Below are 16,988 nucleotides of genomic sequence, written 5' to 3' on the forward strand. Positions count from 1 at the left end.
TCCTCACCCAGCCCGTAGGTCGGTATCCAGCAGCGCCGCCAGTTCGCGGTCGGACAGGGCGTGGCCGAACAGCGGGCCCTGGACTTCGGCGCAGTGCTGCGCCTTTAGCCAGGCCAACTGGCCTGATGTCTCGACGCCCGTCGCTGCCACCCAGAGCCCCAGGGTGCGTCCCAGACCGATCAGCGCCTGGGCGATGGCGGCATCTGCCTGCCGCTGGTCCAGGTGGGCGATGAGCTGGCTATCGAGGCTGATGCCCTCCAGCAGGGGCTGGCGCAGTGCATCGAAGGCGCCGAGGCCTTTGCCGAAATCGGCCAGGCTCAGGCGCACGCCCAGGGCGTTGAGCGCCTGGAGTTGAGGGAGCGGCGGATCACCGTCTACCCGCAGCAGCGCCTCGGGCAGCTGCAGCTCCAGGCGTTCCGCTGCCAGGCCACTGGTCTGCAAGGCCTGGGCGACTACCTCCACCAGGGCCTTGGCATCCTCGAACTGACGAGGCGACACGCTAATGACCAGCCGCAGCGGCGCGGGCCAGGCCGCTGCGGCGCGACAGGCGCTATCCAACAGCCAGAGCCCCAGGGGAGCGCTGAGTCCGGTCTCTTCGGCCAGGGGCAGGAAGGCCTCTGGCGGTAACGTTCCGCGTATCGGGTGGGCCCAGTGCAGCTGGGCTTCGACGCCACTCAGAGTGCCGTCTGTCGTGCGCCGGCGGGGGAGGTAGGCCAGGCGCACCTGGTCGCGCGCCAAGGCCTGGCGCAGTTCCTGTTCCAGGTCACGACGCTGGCTGAGCTGGGCGTCCATGGCCGGTGCATGAAAGCACCAGCCGTTGCGGCCCGCGGCCTTGGCCTGGTAGAGCGCGATGTCGGCCAGGCGCAGCAAGTCCTCGACCTGGCTGGCCTGCTCCGGTGCCTGAGCGATGCCGATGCTGGTGCCGACGCTGACGGTCTGCTCCTCCAGGGGAATCGGCCGGCCGATGGCACTTACCAGGCGCGCACAGATCTGGTCGACCGTCGCCACATCCAGGTGGCCGAGCAGCACCACGATGAATTCGTCGCCCCCTAGGCGCGCCACCAGGCCGCCGGGCCTCAGACTGGCCTGCAGGCGCCGGGCGATTTCTTGCAGGACCCGATCGCCGGCGGCGTGGCCGAGGCTGTCGTTGACCGGCTTGAATCTATCCAGATCCAGGCTGAGCAGTGTCAGCGGCGTCCGGGCTTGCGCCAGTTTGCGGGCGAGGTAGTGCTGCAAGTGCAGGCGATTGGCCAGGCCGGTCAGGCTGTCGTGTTGCGACAGATGCTCGATCTCGGCCTGGGCGTTGACCGCGGCGGTGATGTCGCTGGCGGTCCCGCGGAAGCCGGCGTCCTTGGGCAGGGGCCGCGCGGTGATCTCGCAGACCCGGGAATGCCCCAGGCGGTCGCGGTAATGGCAGCGCAGCACCTGGCGCTCGTCGAGATGGCGAGCCTTGTCCTGGAGCCAGGCGGCCAGGCGGGTCGTCTCGCTGCTGAACAGCTCCGCGAGTGGCCGACCGAGCCAGCTGCCAGGCGCATGCCCGGTGATGCGAGCGAAGCGTTCGGACAGATAGGTGATGCGGCCGTCGGCAGCGCTTTCCCAGAGCCAGTCGGAGGCCGCCTCGGCGAGTTCGCGAAAGCGGCTTTCGCTGCGGCTTAGCTCGGCCTGGCTGGCGATCAGGGCATCGAACTGCTGGTCGAGCTGCCGGGCCGAATTCAGCGCATGGCGGATCAGCAGCGCCAGCACCAGGCCGAGCAACAGCACCCCGGCCAGGAACACCGGTAGCGTCCGGCGCAGCAACTGGGCGCCGGGCCGTGGGGGTTGCCAGTTGAGCAACAGTGGTGAATCCAGCGGGCGCAGGGATTCATGATCGGGCAGAGGCAGCCGGGAGGCCTGCAGCGTCGGTAGCCCGTAGGTGTCGCTGAGATGAGCTAGGGTCGCGGGGTCGAGCACATTGACGAACAGCATCACCGAGGGCACGCCGGCGCCCGGCGTGACGCCATAGCTCGCGCCCGGCGTGATGGTGGCGGCGGCGACCAGCGCAGGGACGCCGCCGACACTCAGGATCCGCACCAGGCTTTCGGTTTCTCCAGGTCGCTTGCGAGTCGCCGCCAGCAGGGCAGTGAGATCCCCTTCCAGCCATTGCGCGGCCGTGCGCTCCGTTGGCTGCCCGTCGATCACCGCGTAGACGGTGCGATCCTGAGGATCCAGCACGAAGACGCCGTTGTAGCCATAGAGCTCATAGGGGATGTCGCCGACGTTACGCTCCTCGTCGGCCCAGAAGCGATCGACCTTCAGGTGCAGGTGCTTGTAGGCCTCGCCCCACTTGGCGTAGTTGATGATGTTATGGCCGATCTCGTTTTCCACCTGCTCCAGGGTGCGGGTGATATAGGTCCGCGCCCGCTGCTGGACATCGGCGTCCTGGCTGGAGGCGGTCCTGATCAGCAGGTAGCAGCCAAGGCCGAGCAGGATCGGCAGGGCGCAGATGACCGGAAAGAGGCGCAGCAACAGACGATGGCTGCGGCGGGTAGCGATGGGTGTGGACGGCATGCTGAACCTGGATGGCGCTGGACGACAGTCAGGTTTCCCGCGAGGTGGCCAAAGACGGCGCGAGGGGTGCCTGGCCAGGGGCCATTATCCGATACCGCCCAACCGCCGTCTGCTCACCGTCGGACCAGGGGCAGCGTTGAGCTGTCCGGACGGTCGACCGCTCAAGGTCGCGGGGGGTAGCTGATGAGCAACTCGTTGATCAGGCGGCTGAAGGCGGCGCTACGTTGCGCGGGCGTGGCGTTCTGGTCGTCCAGCAGGCGCTCTTCGCTGGCGCGCCAGACCAGCTTGCCGTCGCGGCCATCGAGCATGTCGAGTTGCACCGTCATCACCGGGTAGGTGACGGTCTGGGTGCGTACATAGCTCGGCCCCCAGGGACCAGGGCCCCAGGCGGAGCCCCAGGGGCCACCCCAGCCCGGTCCCCAGTAAGGATCGGCATAGCTGAAGCTCTGCTGGCGCTGATCGAGGATCACATAGAGCTTGATCTTCAAGTCCGGGCGCGCACCGGCCATGGCGGGACGTAGCCCACGCTGGTCGAGGCCGCCGCTGACCGAGTCGCGCAGGCGCTGCTCGGTGAGATCGCTGCGCACCCACGGATCGTTGGGGCGGTATTCGATGGCCGGATCCGCCCAGCCCCAGCTGCGATAGGCGGCGAAGTCGCGGCTGGCGTCATAGTCCAGATTGCGCGGGCCGCGTTCGGCGCAGGCCGTCAGCAGGAGGACCGCAAGCAGCAGGAGGCAACGTTTCATGGGCGATCTTCGGCGGTGAGGGTAGTAGTCTGCTTGGACTGGCTTGAGGGCCACTTATCCCCTCAGCTCGGCGGATAGTTGGCCAGCAGGCGGCGGGTGGTGTCTCTCAGGGTGCGTGCGCGTTCGCCGCTGTTGCCGCCGGTGGCCTGCTCGGCGGCCGAATGCCAGAGCACGCGCCCCGTGGCGGGATCGAGCAATTCCACCTCCAGCACATCGACCACAAACGTCCGGGTGCGGGTCCGCGCCTGGCCGACCGTGGCGCCATAGCCGGGGCCATAGCCATAGGGCCCGTAGCCGCCGTAGCCGTAGCCGGTGTCGTAGTAGTCGGTGTACTGCTCGCTGCGCTGCTGCTGGGTGAGGCGGGCACGCACCTGAAGATCGGCGCGGGCACCGCCGATGGCCGGTCGCAAGCCGCGCTGGTCGAGGCCATCGGCCACCGCCTGCTGCACGGTCTGGCCATCCAGGCCACCGCTGACCACCGCGGCACCCGGTGCCCAACTCCAGGTGCGATAGCGACTCCAGTCGCGGGGCGCTGGCGGATAGGCCGCCGGATCCTGCTGCGGCAGTACCGGCACCGCGGCCTCCGGGAGGCTGCTGGCGACATAGGGATTGGGCGTCTGGCAACCGGCCAGGGCGAGCAACGCGAGCGACAGGCAGAGCAGGGGGCGACGCATGACCGTTCCTCGAAGGAATGCTGGCCAGAGCATACCGCGCCCGGCGTTATCCTGCCTTAGCTTGGCAGAGCCAATGCAGATAGCGCCCCAGGCCCGCGAAAGCCGGGTGCCGCCGGTGGGCCAACTCCATGGCCACCAGTTCCTCGCCGTTGGCGCGAGCCTGGAACTCCGGCGGCATGTAGTCGTGAAAGACCCGTACGCCGCTGCGCGCCTGGATCCGCCAGTCCGGCGCCAGCCAGGCCTCGACTTCGCGCGGATCGAGGGGCCGTTGCGGGGTGAGGCCCCGTTGGCCGGCGCCCGCGTAATCGCCCTGCCTGAGTTTGCGGAAATGCCCCTTGAGCAGGTTGCGATAGATCAGGGCGTCGCGGTTGTAGAAGGCCAGGGACAGCCAGCCGTTCGGGGCCAGGCAGCGCTCTAGCGTGGGCAGGATCGCCGTGGGCGTCTCCAGCCATTCCAGCACCGCGTGGCAGAGCACCAGGTCGAAGGGCTCGGCGAAGGCGGGCAACTCCTGCCAGGGCAGCGCCAGCCAGGCGGCGCTGACCCCGGCCGCGGCAAAGGCCTCCTGGGCGCCGGCGAGCATGGTCGCCGACGGCTCGGCCAGGGTCACGGCATGGCCCTGCTGGGCCAGCCAGAGACTCATGTGGCCCAGGCCGGCACCGATGTCCAGCACCCGCAGGGGGCGCCCAGGCAGTACCTCGGCGAGATCCGCCTGCAGCACGGCCAGGCGGATGGCGCCCTTGGTGCCGCCATAGATGTTGGCGGCGAAACGGGTGGCGCGGTCGTCGAAGAAGGTATCGCTCACGGCAGGAAGCGCCTCTCGTTGTCGGCCAGCTTGGCCAGCACCGCCTGCTCCACGTCCAGCTCCAGTTCGTTGCCCAGTTGCAGGAGATAGAGCAGCACGTCGGCGATTTCCTGGCCGGCGTGTTCGCGCTCGGCGGCGCTCAGCGCGCGGGCCTCGGCATCGCTTTTCCACTGGAAGATCTCCACCAGCTCGGCCATCTCGACGCTGGCCGCCATCGCCAGATTCTTGGGGTTGTGATAGCGCCGCCAGGCGTTGGCATCGCGGATGGCGTGCAGGCGGGTGAGCAGGGCAGGAAGGTCCATGGGCGTCCAGGGATTGGCAAAACGTCATTGTCCCATGGCGGGACCAGGGCGCGGCAGTGTCTTGTCCGCTGGTCTCTGCGCGACAGTCCGGCGCTACTGCTCTACTCTGGGCCCATCACCGATACGCTGGCCGCTGGAGCCCTGATGAAATTTCGCCTGTCCGGACCGTTGCTGACGCTGCTGATGATCACCAGCGCCGCCCATGCCGAAAAGCTGCTGCTGGAAGGCACTCTCGGCCAGTCCCGGGTGGTGGTGGAGGTGGATCCCACCGCCAATGACGAAGCCTCTGGCCGCTACTTCTATGACCGCTATCGCCGCGATCTGCGCCTGAGCGGGCCGGCGCAATCGGGCGACCAGCTCAGGCTGGAGGAGGGTGCGCCCTGGCAGGACGGCCCTAAGGCCAGCTGGTCGCTGACGCGCGGCAAGGACGGTCACTGGAGCGGTACCTGGAGCGGTGCCGGCAAGACCTTGCCGCTCGCCCTGGCGCCGCTGCAGCTGGAACAGTCCGCGGCGGCGGATCGCTATCGCCAGACACTGCGCCAGGACGATCCCTACGAATTCCGCCGCCTGCAGGGGCTGACCCTGGAGCAGGGTGAGCGCCAGACCTTCATGGGCCGTGAGCTGCATTGGTGGCGCGAGCCGGTGTCGGGCATGCGGCTGTTCACCGTGGCGGGCGCCAGCGAGGCGGCCAATGCCGTGCTGCGTGACCGGCTCTGGGCGGAGGTAGACGCCCATCTGAGCTGCATCGGCCCTGATGGCGAGCACAGCTTGCAGGTGACACCGCAGTTGCTCACCCAGCGGGTGCTTAGCGTCAATCTGTTCAGCCAATACAGCTGCAGCGGCGCGGCCCACCCGGATTTCGGCAGCGCACCCCTGACCTTGGATCTCCAGACCGGGCAGGAATTGGCGCTGGAAGACTTCCTCTGGCTGGGCCACGGCCAGCCGCTTCGTCCGGCGCCGGAGGATCGCTATTCCCAGGCCCTGGCGGACTATCGGGAACAGACCTTGGCGCCCTGGGTGGTGCGGTTGTTCACCCGGCTGTATCCGGAGCTGATGCAGGCGCCGGCCGACGGTGATGGCTGCGACTATCGCAGCGCCGACGTCTGGCAATTCGCGCCCTGGTACCTGACGCCCAAGGGCCTCTACCTGGGCCCGACCTTCTACCGCGCCGCCCGCAGCTGCGACGAACCCGGTGGCACCCTGGTGCCCTACGCCGAGGTCCGCAAGCACCCAGGGCCATTGGTGAACCTCCTGCCCCGCTGACGTAGGTTGGCGCTGAGCGCAGCGAAGCCCAACAGCGCCGCCTGCCTCGAAGGTCTGGCTGCCCAGTAGCAGCGCCATGACCAGCTAGGCGGTTCAGCTGCGCCTAACGCTGGTGCCGATCAGTGGCCTTTCCTACTTCCGCAAGAGCTTTTGCAGCCGGGCGTGCTGCCAGAGAGCGATCCTGTCGCGCAGGAAAAAGGTCTGGATGCCACGACCCAGCAACAGAATTCCCCAGATGGCGGCGACCCACAGGGACCAGTGGCTCTCAGGCGAGGTCGCGCGATTGAGCACATAGAGAAAGACACAGATGACCATGCCGCGCAGCACCTGCCAATAGAAGCCGATCTCGGCGGCGACCTGTTCACGGGCATTCGCGATTCGCTCGTCTGCAGCGGATCCCACTGCTTGAGTGGCTTGCCCTGTCAGGTCGGCAACGCTGATTTCCAGAACGGCAGCCAGGGCGCTCAGGGTCTCCAGACTGGCCTGCTCGCCATTTTCGATGCGTTGCACCGTACGGGTGCTGATGCCCGCGAGTTCAGCCAGCTGCTCTTGCGACCACGCTCGGGCCAGGCGGTGTTCCTTGATCTTGTTGGGCAGTTGCATCTCGGTTTCTCCAGCGGTGGTGGACGAGCAAAAGCCTAGCCGCAGGGCCTTCTGTCCGACACGACGACAACCCGACAGCAGCCTGACAGCGAGGTGACAGGGACCTGACGGCCTCGCTGACAGGGAAGGCGGAAGCCCGTCTCCTCACAGGCTCTTCCCTGTCCATCCACTCTACACCGGCTACACGCGGTGAAAACCGTCCAGGGATTTCCACAGCAGGTTCAACTCCGCGGGGGTAAGGCTGCACCGTTACCCACGCTACGGACGCTATCGGTCCGTAGCGTGGAAAGCCGCTGGGCGTTTTCCACTGGGCGTTGAGTATCGCCAGCGGACAGGGCTTCGCCGCCTTCCACCCTAATCGTCGGCGATCAGCCGCTTGCCCAGGGTGATGACCTCGGCTTCTACATAACCTAAGGCCGCATAGAAGCCGATGATCGCCGCATTGTCCCGCCGCACCATCAGCTGCAGCTTGGGGCAGCCGCGTTCGCTCAGCAGCTGTTCGGCAGTCGCCACCAGCCGCCGGGCGTGGCCACGCCGCTGATGCTCCGGTGCCACCGCCAGGTAATAGAGCCAGCCACGATGGCCGTCGGTGCCGACCATGACGCTGGCCATGAGGATGCCGTCCACCTCGCCCACCAGGAACAACTCGGGTTGCTCGGCAAGCTTGCGCTGGATGTCGCGGTAGGGATCGTTCCAGGGGCGGGTCAGACCGCAAGCCTGCCAGAGATTGACCACGGCCTCGGTGTCGGCGGACTGGAAGGGGCGGATGTGCATGGGGCGCGGGATCTCCATCGCGGCCATGGCGGTGCGCCGTAGCGACCGCTCCTACAGGTTACGGTACACCCTGTAGGAGCGGCCCATGGCCGCGATCAGCTTTTCCAGCTAGAGAAAGTTCTCCGCATAGTGGCAGGCCACCTGGCGGGCTTCCACGTTGCGCAGCGCCGGCACCTCGGTCTTGCACTTCTCCGTCGCATAGGGGCAGCGCCGGTGGAAGACGCAACCGGGTGGCGGATCCAGCGGATTAGGCAGTTCGCCCTGGATGCGGATGCGCGGCTTGCTTGGATCCGGGTGCAGACTCGGGGTGGCCGACAGCAGCATCTGGGTATAGGGATGCAGGGGCCGCTCGAACAGCAGGTCGCGACTGGTCTTTTCGACGATGCAGCCCAGGTACATCACCATCACCTCGTCGGCGATGTGGCGCACCACCGAGAGGTTGTGGGAGATGAACACATAGGCCGTGCGGTACTGCTGCTGCAGATCCATGAACAGGTTGAGCACCTGCGCCTGGATGGATACGTCCAGCGCCGAGGTCGGCTCGTCCGCCACCAGCACCTTGGGCTGCAGCATCATGGCGCGGGCCACGGCGATACGCTGGCGCTGGCCACCGGAGAACATGTGTGGATAGCGCTGGTAGTGCTCCGGACGCAGGCCCACCTGCTGCATCATCGCCTGCACCTTCTCGCGCCTTTCGCTGCGGGACAGGCTGGTGTTGATCTGCAGCGGCTCGGCCAGCTGGTCGCCGATCTTGCGCCGCGGATTGAGCGAGGCATAGGGATTCTGGAACACCATCTGCACCTCGCGGCGCAGTTCCTTGCGCCGGGCGGCGTCGGCGTTGGCCACGTCCTGGCCGCCGATGACCAGGCTGCCGGCGGTGGGCTGCTCGATCAGGGTCAGGGCGCGGGCCAGGGTCGACTTGCCGCAACCGGACTCACCCACCACGGCCAGGGTGCGCCCGGCCTGCAGGTCGAAGGAGACGCCGTTGAGCGCCTTGACCGTGGCATTGTCCTTGAACAGCCCGCGGGAGATTTGATAGTGCTGGGTCAGGCCCTTGGCTTCGAGCACGAGGTGCTCGGGCGCCTGCTCCGCAGGGGTGGAGCGGGCGAGGACGGTGGCTTCAGACGGCGCCATGGCGATCCTCCGGCAACTGGCTGGGACGTTGATGTTCGGGCAGCACCTCGGGCACCTCGCCGGGCGCTACGTTGCGCGGGAAGAAGCAGCGCACCGCCCCGCGATCGTAGGGCTCCAGCGCCGGGCGCTCCTGGCAGCGCGGCTGCACATAGGGGCAGCGCGGGCTGAGCAGGCAGCCGGCCGGCCGGTCGTAGCGACCGGGGACGATGCCGGGCAGGGTGTGCAGGCGGTCGGTCTGGCTGTGTTCGGGAATGGCCGCCAGCAGGGCTTCGGTGTAGGGATGGGCGGGGGCGTCGAACAGCGTCGGCACCACGCCTTTCTCCACCGCCTGGCCGGCATACATCACCACCACGCGCTGGGCGGTCTCGGCCACCACGGCGAGGTCGTGGGTGATGAGGATCAGCCCCATGCCTTCGTCGCGCTGCAGATTGACCAGCAGTTCCATGATCTGCGCCTGGATGGTCACGTCCAGGGCGGTGGTGGGTTCGTCGGCGATCAGCAGGCGCGGCTCGGCGGCGATGGCCATGGCGATGGCGACGCGCTGGCTCATGCCCCCGGACAGCTGGTGCGGATAGGCGCCGAGGCGACTGGCCGCGGCCGGGATCTCGACCTTTTCCAGCAATTCCAGGGCGCGCTGGCGAGCGGCGCGACCCTTGAGGCCCAGGTGCTGGCGGATCACCTCTTCCAGCTGGAAGCCCACGGTGTAGCTGGGGTTGAGCGCCGTCATCGGGTCCTGGAAGACCATCGACAGCTCCTTGCCTATCAGGTGCCGCCGGCGGCGGCCCTTGAGGCTGAGCAGGTCCTGGCCGTCGAAGGCCAGGCGGTCGGCGGTGATGCGACCGGGATGATCGATCAGGCCCATCACGGCCATCATGGTCACCGACTTGCCGGAGCCGGATTCACCGACGATAGCGACGATCTCGCCCTGATCCACCGTGAGATCGAGGCCTTCCACCACCGGCGGGGCGTCGGTGCCGCCGAAGCGCACCGAGAGGTTCTGGATTTCGAGGAGGCTCATGACTGCACCTTCAGACGCGGATCGAGGGCATCGCGCAGGCCGTCGCCCATCAGGTTGATGGCCAGCACGGTGAAGAGGATGGCGAGACCCGGCAGGGTCACCACCCACCAGGCGCGTTCGATGTAGTCGCGGGCCGAGGCCAGCATGGTGCCCCACTCGGGGGTGGGCGGCTGCACGCCGAGGCCGAGGAAGCCCAGGGCGGCGGCATCGAGGATCGCCGAGGAAAAGCTCAGGGTGGCCTGGACGATCAGCGGCGCCATGCAGTTGGGCAGCACGCTGACGAACATCAGCCGCAGGGTGCCGGCGCCGGCCAGCCGCGAGGCGGTGACGTAGTCGCGGTGCAGTTCGCCCATCACTGCGGCGCGGGTCAGGCGCACATAGGACGGCAGCGAGACGATGGCGATGGCCACTACGGTGTTGATCAGGCCTGGGCCGAGGATGGCGACGATGGCCACGGCCAGCAGCAGCGAGGGCAGCGCCAGCATGATGTCCATCAGGCGCATGATCACTGGACCGGCGCGGTTGGGCGAGAAGCCGGCGACCAGGCCGAGCAGGATGCCGGGGATCAGCGAGAAGACCACCGAGGCCAGGCCGATCAGCAGCGACAGCCGGGCGCCGTGGATCAGTCGGCTGAGCAGGTCACGCCCCAGCTCGTCGGTGCCCAGCGGGAACTGGCTGTTGCCACCGTCCAGCCACAGCGGCGGGGTGAGCATGAAGTCGCGGAACTGCTCGCTGGGCGCATGGGGTGCGACCCAGGGCGCGAAGAGCGCGCAGAACACCACGATGACCATGAAGACCAGCCCACCGAGGGCGCCCTTGTTGCGGGCGAAGGCGTGCCAGAACTCCTTGAAGGGAGAGGGATAGAGGGCGCTCGGGTCTTGAGCGGCCGGGGTGTTTACCGTTGTCATAGGCTCTGTCCGTATGGGCGCATCAACGCTGGTGGCGGATGCGCGGATTGACCAGGCCGTAGAGGATGTCCACGACGAAATTGACCAGGATGACCAGGGTGGCGATCAGCAGGATGCCGTTCTGCACCACCGGGTAGTCCCGGGCGCCGATGGCCTCGATCAGCCACTTGCCGATGCCGGGCCAGGAAAAGATGGTCTCGGTGAGCACCGCGCCCGAGAGCAGGCTGCCGACCTGCAGGCCGAGCACCGTCAGTACCGGGATCAGGGCGTTGCGTAGGGCGTGGACGAAGACCACTCGGCCTGGCGACAGACCCTTGGCGCGAGCGGTGCGCACATAGTCCTCACGCAGGACCTCGAGCATGGCCGAGCGGGTCATGCGGGCGATTACCGCCAGGGGAATGGTGCCCACCACGATCGCCGGCAGGATCAGGTGCTTGAGGGCATCGACGAAGGCGCCGGGCTCGTCGGAGAGCAGGGTGTCGATGAGCATGAAGCCGGTGCGCGGCGGGATGTCGTAGAGCAGGTCCAGGCGGCCGGAAACCGGGGTCCAGCCGAGCTGCACGGAGAACAGCATGATCAGCAGCAGGCCCCACCAGAAGATCGGCATGGAATAGCCGGTCAGGGCCACGCCCATCACCCCGTGGTCCACCGTGGAGCCGCGCCTCAGCGCGGCGATGATGCCGGCCAGCACGCCGAAGACCGTGGCGAACAGCATGGCCGCCACCGAGAGTTCCAGGGTGGCCGGGAACAGGGTCAGGAATTCGTCCCAGACCCCGACGCGACTGCGCAGGGATTCGCCGAGGTTGCCCTGGGCGAGATTGCCGATGTAGTCGAAATACTGCTGGTACAGGGGCTTGTCGAGGCCCAGGCGGTGCATGGCTTCGGCGTGCATCTGCGGATCGACGCGGCGTTCGCCCATCATGACTTCCACCGGATCGCCGGGGATGAGGCGGATCAGGGCGAAGGTCAGCAGGGTGACGCCAAAGAACGTCGGTATCAGCAGCCCGAAGCGACGGGCGATGAAGGCGAGCATCGGAGGGGGTATCTCCTCTTGAGGCTGATCAAGACGGCGCGAGTACATGCCCGGCCGCGTTTTTAAGTGAGAGCCCGCGCAAAAGCTAAAGAGCTTTTGCTCTGACTCTCAGACCTTGTGGGTCTGGATTCATCCCTGAAGGGACCATCCTGGTCCGTACCGAACGCCACCTGCGGGCAGCAGGCTCGTTCGATCCTACGAGTAGGTTCGAAGAGCGCTCTGGGCCAGCGCTCCAAACCCGGCAGACTACCACGTTGCCACGGGCGTCGATATCCTCGACATGGCCGGGGCTTCGCCGGTGTTCGCGACGCGATCCCCGCCAGATGCCGGGCGCCGCGAGAAATCTGCCGGGCATGGCCGTCACAGCAGGTTGAACGGCAAGGTGGAGACCAGGCGCAGCTCCTTGACGTTGCCGTCGACCTGATTCTGGCTGGCGCGGTGATCGGTCAGCAGCAGGCGGAAGCGGCTGTCCTTGAGCGTGCCCTGTTGCACCTTGTAGGTGGTGACCAGGCCGATCTCGCGGTGCTTCTCGCCATCCTGCTGCAGGACTTCCGCATAGTTGGCGTACTTGCCGGCGCCGGCGTCGTAGTGGGTGCCGTCGATGTCCCAGCCCTTGGCGTACCAGACGCCGGTGCTCAGACCGGGCACGCCGAAGTAGCTCCAGTCGGTCTCGTAGCGGATCTGCAGCGACTTCTCGTTGGGGCCGTTGTAGTCCGAGACCAGGGAGTTGGCCAGGTAGATGGCCGCGGTCTCGTGGGCGTAGTCGAAGTACTCGTTGCCGTCGATCTGCTGGTAGGCCAGAGTCAGGCTGTGGGCTTGGTGGCTGCCGGTGAACGCCAGGCTCCAGGCAGTGTTGTCGATGGCGCCGGCCTTGGCGCTGCCGGCGTCGACGGTGCGATAGGCGTTGGCCACCGCCTTCCAGGCGAAGGTGTCGAGGTTGCCGCCGGCCTGGGTGACGCTCAGGAAGTACTGGTTCCAGACGTCTTCGAAGTTGGCGCCATAGACGCTGACCTCCCAGCCCTGGGGCAGCTTGTAGTTGCCGCCGAGAAAGCTCAGGCGGTCGGCGGTGACCTCGCGGGTGCCGTACTCGGTGGTCCACTTCTCATCGCCAGCGCCGGTCCGCGGGCTGACGCGGGTGAAGCTGCCGCCCTGCAGCGAGAGGTTGTCCCATTCATCGCTGGTCAGGGCGAAACCGTCGAAACCGGAGGGGAAGGGGCGGTTGTCGTTGTAGCTGATCACCGGGGTGTCGAGCATGAAACGACCGATCTTGAGTTCGGTGTTGGAGACGCGGAAGCGTGCATCGGCGATGCCCAGCTTGGACCACTCGGCATGACCCTCGCCCTCGGCGTTGGCCAGGGTGCGGTTGCCGCCGCCACCGATCTGGCCCTTGCCGCGTTCCAGGTTGGTGGCCTGGTAGCCGGCCACGTCGATGCCGAAGCCCACCGGACCCTGGGTGTAGCCGGAGCTGTACTTGAGCGCCGTGGCCTGGACCCAGGTGTTGCGCGAGTGGGTGCGTACCCGGGTGCCGTTCTTGCTGTAGCTGAAGACCGGATCGGAGCTGGTCTCGCGGGCAAAGAAGTTGCGGGTGGTCAGGGTCAGGCTGTCATCGGCGAAGAAGCCCTTGGCGCCTGCCTGGCCCTTCACCGGCTTCTGCACGTTGGGCAGGGTCTGGACCTCGTTGGCGTAGCTGGGATCTTCCGGCGCCGGGGACTGGGCGTGGGCGGTCAGGGCCAGGGTAAGCAGGGAGAGGGCGAGGCCTCCACGGTGGACGTTGGTCATAGAAGGTGCTCCAAAGCGGTCGTTTTTTCTGTTATCTGGGCGTTTTCCGGCACGACCGAACCCGTCGCGCCGAAACACGGCGCGAGGCGGGAAGGGTCGAGGGGACGGGCCGCCCGGGCCCGGTCGCTTACGGCATCAGGCGCCGATCAATCGAGGGTCACCGTGGAGAAGTCGTAGACCCCCAGCGGACTCTGCACATAGCCCTGCACCTTGGGTTGCAGGACATCGGTGAACAGCGGGTGCGCCAGCGGAATCCAGGGCATCTGCTGGTGGAAGATCTGCTGGGCCTGCTCGTAGAGCGCGGTACGCTGGGCCGGGTCGTTGATGCGCTTGGCCTTTTCGATGGCGTCGTTGAAGGCCTTGTCGCACCAGAACGAGCGGTTTTCGCCGCTTTCCGCCGCCGAGCAACTCAGGTTGTTGGTGAGGAAGTTGTCCGGATCACCGTTGTCGCCGGTCCAGCTCGCCATCATCAGGTCGTGCTCGCCGGCCTTGGTGCGCTTCATGAACTCACCCCATTCGAACTGGGTGATCTCGGCCTTGATGCCGATCTTGGCCAGGTCGCCCTGGATTAGCTGGGCGACCAGGGCCGGACTGCCGCCCGGACCACTGCCGGTGCTGATGTAGTACTTGAGGGTGAGGCCGTCGGCGTAGCCGGCTTCCTTGAGCAGCGCCTTGGCCTTTTCCACATCGTGGGGCCAGGGCTTGATGTCCTTGGCATAGCCCAGCAGCGAAGAAGGGTAGGGGTTGATCGCCGCCTTGGCGCCGCCTTCGCCGAACACCGTCTTCAGGTAGTTCTGCTGATCGAAGGCCATGGCGATGGCCTGGCGTACGCGCACGTCGCTCAGCGCCTTGTGCTTGGTATTCAGCGCTAGGTAGGAGGTGGTCTGGCTTTCCACCTGGGCCAGCTTGAGGCTCTTGTCCTGCTTGAGCATCGGCACGTCCTGCGGTTTGACCGTCAGGCCGATCTGGCACTCGTTGTTGCGTACCCGCTGGATGCGCACATTTGGATCCAGGGTCACCGCCAGCACCAGGCCATCCATCTGCGGCTTCTTGCCGAAGTAGTCCGGATTGACCTTGTAGCGGGTATTGGAATCCTTGGCATAACGCTGGAAGACGAAGGGACCGGTGCCGATGGGCTTCTGGTTGATGTCGTCGGTCTTCTTGCTGGCCAGCAGGCTGTCGGCGTATTCCTTGGACAGGATCGAACCGAAGGCCATGGCCAGGTCGGCCAGGAAGGGCGCCTCGGGCTGGTTGAGGGTGAAGCGCACGTGGCTGTCGTCCACCTTGTCGATGGACTTGATCAGGGTGCCCATCTCCATGGCCGCCGCATAGGGATAGCCGCTGGGGGAGAGGTTGTACCAGGGATTGTTCTTGTCGAGCATGCGCTCGAAGCTGAACACCACGTCGTCGGCGTTGAAGTCACGCGTCGGCTTGAAGTAGTCGGTGGTGTGGAATTTCACCCCCTGGCGCAGGGCGAAGGTGTACTGCAGGCCATCGGCGGAGACCTCCCAGCTTTCGGCCAGGCCCGGCTCCAGCTCGGCGGTGCCCTGCTTGAATTCCACCAGGCGGTTGTAGAGCGGCGTGGCCGAGGCGTTGAAGGTGTAGCCCGAGGTGTAGCGGCCTGGATCGAAGCCTTCCGGATTGGCCTCGGTGCAGACCACCAGGGGCCGCGCCAGGGCGGCGTTGGCCGTCAGGCAGAGGAGGGCGGCGAGAGACAGCGAGAATAGCGGTTTGGACACGGAAGGCTCCTCGTGAAGGCCCGCGAGGCGGGCCGGACAGAATCAGCGGTCGAGGCTTACGCCATAGAAACCGGTGACGCCAAAGGGATTGATCTTGAAGCCCTGCACTTCTTTGCGCATGGGCTGGGACACCACCGAGTGGGCCATGGGACTCACCGGCATCTGTTGGCGAATGAGCTGCTGCGCCTGCTCGTAGAGCTGGGTGCGTTCGGCGCGATCGTTGCTGGTCTTGGCCTTCTGGATGAGGGCGTCGTAGTCCTTGTCGCACCAGCGCGCATAGTTGCTGCCGCCGATGGCGCTGCAGCCGTAGAGCACGCCCAGCCAGTTGTCCGGATCGCCGTTGTCGCCGGTCCAGCCATAGGTCAGCACATCGTGTTCGCCGGCCTTGGCGCGCTTGATGTACTCGCCCCATTCGTAGCTGACGATCTTGGCCTTGATGCCGACCTTGGCCCAATCCTGCTGGATCATCTGCGCCGACTGGCGGGCGTTGGGATTGGAGGCGCGCTGCACCGTCATGGCCCAGAGCGCGATCTCGGTGCCGTCCTTGATCCCCGCCTGCTTGAGCAGGGCCTTGGCCATTTCCGGATCGTAGGGCGCGCCCTTGATATTCTTGTCGTAGGACCACTGGTTCGGCGGGATCACGTTCTGCGCGACCTGACCGGCGCCCTGGAACACGGTGTCGACGATGGCCTGCTTGTTGATGGCCATGTCCAGGGCACGCCGCACCTCGGGCTTGTCCAGCGGCGGGTGCTGGACGTTGTAGGCGAGAAAGCCGACGTTGAAGCCCGGCTGCTGCAGGACTTTGAGGTTGGCATCCTGCTTCATCTCCACCAGATCCGCCGGACGCGCATAGCCGCTGACCTGGCACTCGTTGGCCTTGAGCTTCTGCAGGCGGGTGGCGGCGTCGGGGGTGATGGCGAAGATCAGGTTGTCGAGCTTGACGTCCTCGGGCTTCCAGTAGTCCAGATTGCCCTTGAAGCGGATCACCGCATCCTTCTGGTAGCGGCTGAAGACGAAGGGCCCGGTGCCGATGGGTTGCTGGTTGAGCAGTTCCGGCTTGCCTTCCTTGAGCAGCTGCGCGGCGTACTCGGCCGATTGAATGGAGGCGAAGCTCATGGCCAGGTCGGCGGCGAAGGCGGCGTCCACCTTGTTCAGGGTGAAGACCACGGTGTGGTCATCGACCTTGGCCACCTTGGCGATGTTCTGGTCCAGCCCCATGTCGGTGAAGTAGGGGAATTCAGTGGGGTAGGCCTTACGGAACGGCTGCTCCTTGTCGAGCATGCGCTGGAAGGTGAAGACCACGTCATCGGCATTGAAGTCGCGCGTGGGCTTGAAGTAGTCGGTGGTGTGGAATTTCACGCCCTGCCGCAGGTGGAAGGTATAGGTCTTGCCATCCGCGCTCACGTCCCATTGGGTCGCCAGGCCCGGCTCCAGGGTGGTGCCGCCGCGCTGGAACTGCACCAGGCGGTTGAAGACCGTTTCCGCCGAGGCGTCGAATTCGGTGCCCGAGGTGTATTGCGCGGGATCGAAGCCGGCGGGGCTGGCTTCCGAGCAGTAGACGAGATTGCTCGCCGCCTGGGCGAGCGGAGCAAAGGCGAGCAGGCTCGCCGCCAGCAACGAGTAGGCGTAGGGAAGGCGCATGGGTCTCACTCCATCAGTCAAATGA

Annotated in this window: 15 protein-coding genes; 1 reads left to right on the forward strand and 14 read right to left on the reverse strand. The window is 66.5% G+C overall.

The genetic code is table 11. From position 1 onward, the window contains the following. Window positions 1-3 precede the first annotated feature (3 nt). From V6W80_RS05855 to V6W80_RS05875, 5 genes are all read right to left on the reverse strand, one after another. On the reverse strand, window positions 4-2,547 hold the full coding sequence (locus V6W80_RS05855) for a bifunctional diguanylate cyclase/phosphodiesterase (RefSeq protein ID WP_338546168.1): 2,544 nt from the start codon (window positions 2,545-2,547) through the stop codon (window positions 4-6). Window positions 2,548-2,708: 161 nt separating this feature from the next. Further along, a complete protein-coding gene (locus V6W80_RS05860; RefSeq protein WP_338546169.1) occupies window positions 2,709-3,293 on the reverse strand; it encodes a DUF4136 domain-containing protein in 585 nt (194 codons plus the stop codon). Window positions 3,294-3,355: 62 nt separating this feature from the next. Next, on the reverse strand, window positions 3,356-3,967 hold the full coding sequence (locus V6W80_RS05865) for a DUF4136 domain-containing protein (RefSeq protein ID WP_338546171.1): 612 nt from the start codon (window positions 3,965-3,967) through the stop codon (window positions 3,356-3,358). Window positions 3,968-4,013: 46 nt separating this feature from the next. Continuing rightward, on the reverse strand, window positions 4,014-4,769 hold the full coding sequence (locus tag V6W80_RS05870) for a methyltransferase domain-containing protein (protein ID WP_338546173.1): 756 nt from the start codon (window positions 4,767-4,769) through the stop codon (window positions 4,014-4,016). Continuing rightward, window positions 4,766-5,071 carry a nucleotide pyrophosphohydrolase gene (locus tag V6W80_RS05875; protein ID WP_338546175.1) on the reverse strand — a complete coding sequence of 102 codons (306 nt, stop codon included), beginning with the start codon at window positions 5,069-5,071 and terminating at the stop codon, window positions 4,766-4,768. Before V6W80_RS05875 ends, V6W80_RS05870 begins: the two co-directional genes overlap by 4 nt. 144 nt (window positions 5,072-5,215) lie before the next feature. On the opposite strand from V6W80_RS05875, the gene V6W80_RS05880 reads away from it, so the two are divergent. Next, a complete protein-coding gene (locus V6W80_RS05880) occupies window positions 5,216-6,334 on the forward strand; it encodes a hypothetical protein (protein WP_338546177.1) in 1,119 nt (372 codons plus the stop codon). 132 nt (window positions 6,335-6,466) lie between these two features. Here the strand turns inward: V6W80_RS05880 and V6W80_RS05885 are convergent, their stop codons facing one another. The 9 genes from V6W80_RS05885 to V6W80_RS05925 all read right to left on the reverse strand — a co-directional run bounded on the left by V6W80_RS05885 (window position 6,467) and on the right by V6W80_RS05925 (window position 16,963). Then, on the reverse strand, window positions 6,467-6,937 hold the full coding sequence (locus V6W80_RS05885; RefSeq protein WP_133859871.1) for a helix-turn-helix domain-containing protein: 471 nt from the start codon (window positions 6,935-6,937) through the stop codon (window positions 6,467-6,469). Between the two features lie 354 nt (window positions 6,938-7,291). Next, window positions 7,292-7,738, reverse strand: coding sequence for a GNAT family acetyltransferase (locus V6W80_RS05890; RefSeq protein WP_338546179.1), 447 nt, complete (start codon window positions 7,736-7,738; stop codon window positions 7,292-7,294). 81 nt (window positions 7,739-7,819) lie between these two features. Next, the gene (locus tag V6W80_RS05895; protein WP_017642402.1) at window positions 7,820-8,845 is read right to left on the reverse strand and encodes a peptide ABC transporter ATP-binding protein; all 1,026 of its coding nucleotides are present in this window, start codon (window positions 8,843-8,845) and stop codon (window positions 7,820-7,822) included. Further along, window positions 8,832-9,863, reverse strand: a complete 1,032-nt coding sequence (locus V6W80_RS05900) for an ABC transporter ATP-binding protein (RefSeq protein ID WP_017642401.1) — start codon at window positions 9,861-9,863, stop codon at window positions 8,832-8,834. Before V6W80_RS05900 ends, V6W80_RS05895 begins: the two co-directional genes overlap by 14 nt. After that, complete coding sequence (locus tag V6W80_RS05905; protein ID WP_017642400.1) at window positions 9,860-10,771, reverse strand: ABC transporter permease subunit; 912 nt, start codon at window positions 10,769-10,771, stop codon at window positions 9,860-9,862. Before V6W80_RS05905 ends, V6W80_RS05900 begins: the two co-directional genes overlap by 4 nt. Before the next feature lie 22 nt (window positions 10,772-10,793). Beyond that, window positions 10,794-11,804, reverse strand: coding sequence for an ABC transporter permease subunit (locus V6W80_RS05910; protein WP_017642399.1), 1,011 nt, complete (start codon window positions 11,802-11,804; stop codon window positions 10,794-10,796). A 360-nt stretch (window positions 11,805-12,164) separates the two neighbouring features. Beyond that, window positions 12,165-13,583, reverse strand: coding sequence for an OprD family outer membrane porin (locus tag V6W80_RS05915; protein ID WP_338546182.1), 1,419 nt, complete (start codon window positions 13,581-13,583; stop codon window positions 12,165-12,167). Window positions 13,584-13,729: 146 nt separating this feature from the next. Next, a complete protein-coding gene (locus V6W80_RS05920; RefSeq protein WP_338546183.1) occupies window positions 13,730-15,322 on the reverse strand; it encodes an ABC transporter substrate-binding protein in 1,593 nt (530 codons plus the stop codon). Between the two features lie 42 nt (window positions 15,323-15,364). Continuing rightward, window positions 15,365-16,963, reverse strand: a complete 1,599-nt coding sequence (locus tag V6W80_RS05925; RefSeq protein WP_338546185.1) for an ABC transporter substrate-binding protein — start codon at window positions 16,961-16,963, stop codon at window positions 15,365-15,367. Window positions 16,964-16,988 lie beyond the last annotated feature (25 nt).

It is taken from the genome of Pseudomonas benzopyrenica (genome assembly GCF_036884265.1).
In the GTDB taxonomy this organism is placed as follows: Bacteria; Pseudomonadota; Gammaproteobacteria; order Pseudomonadales; family Pseudomonadaceae; genus Chryseomonas; species Chryseomonas benzopyrenica.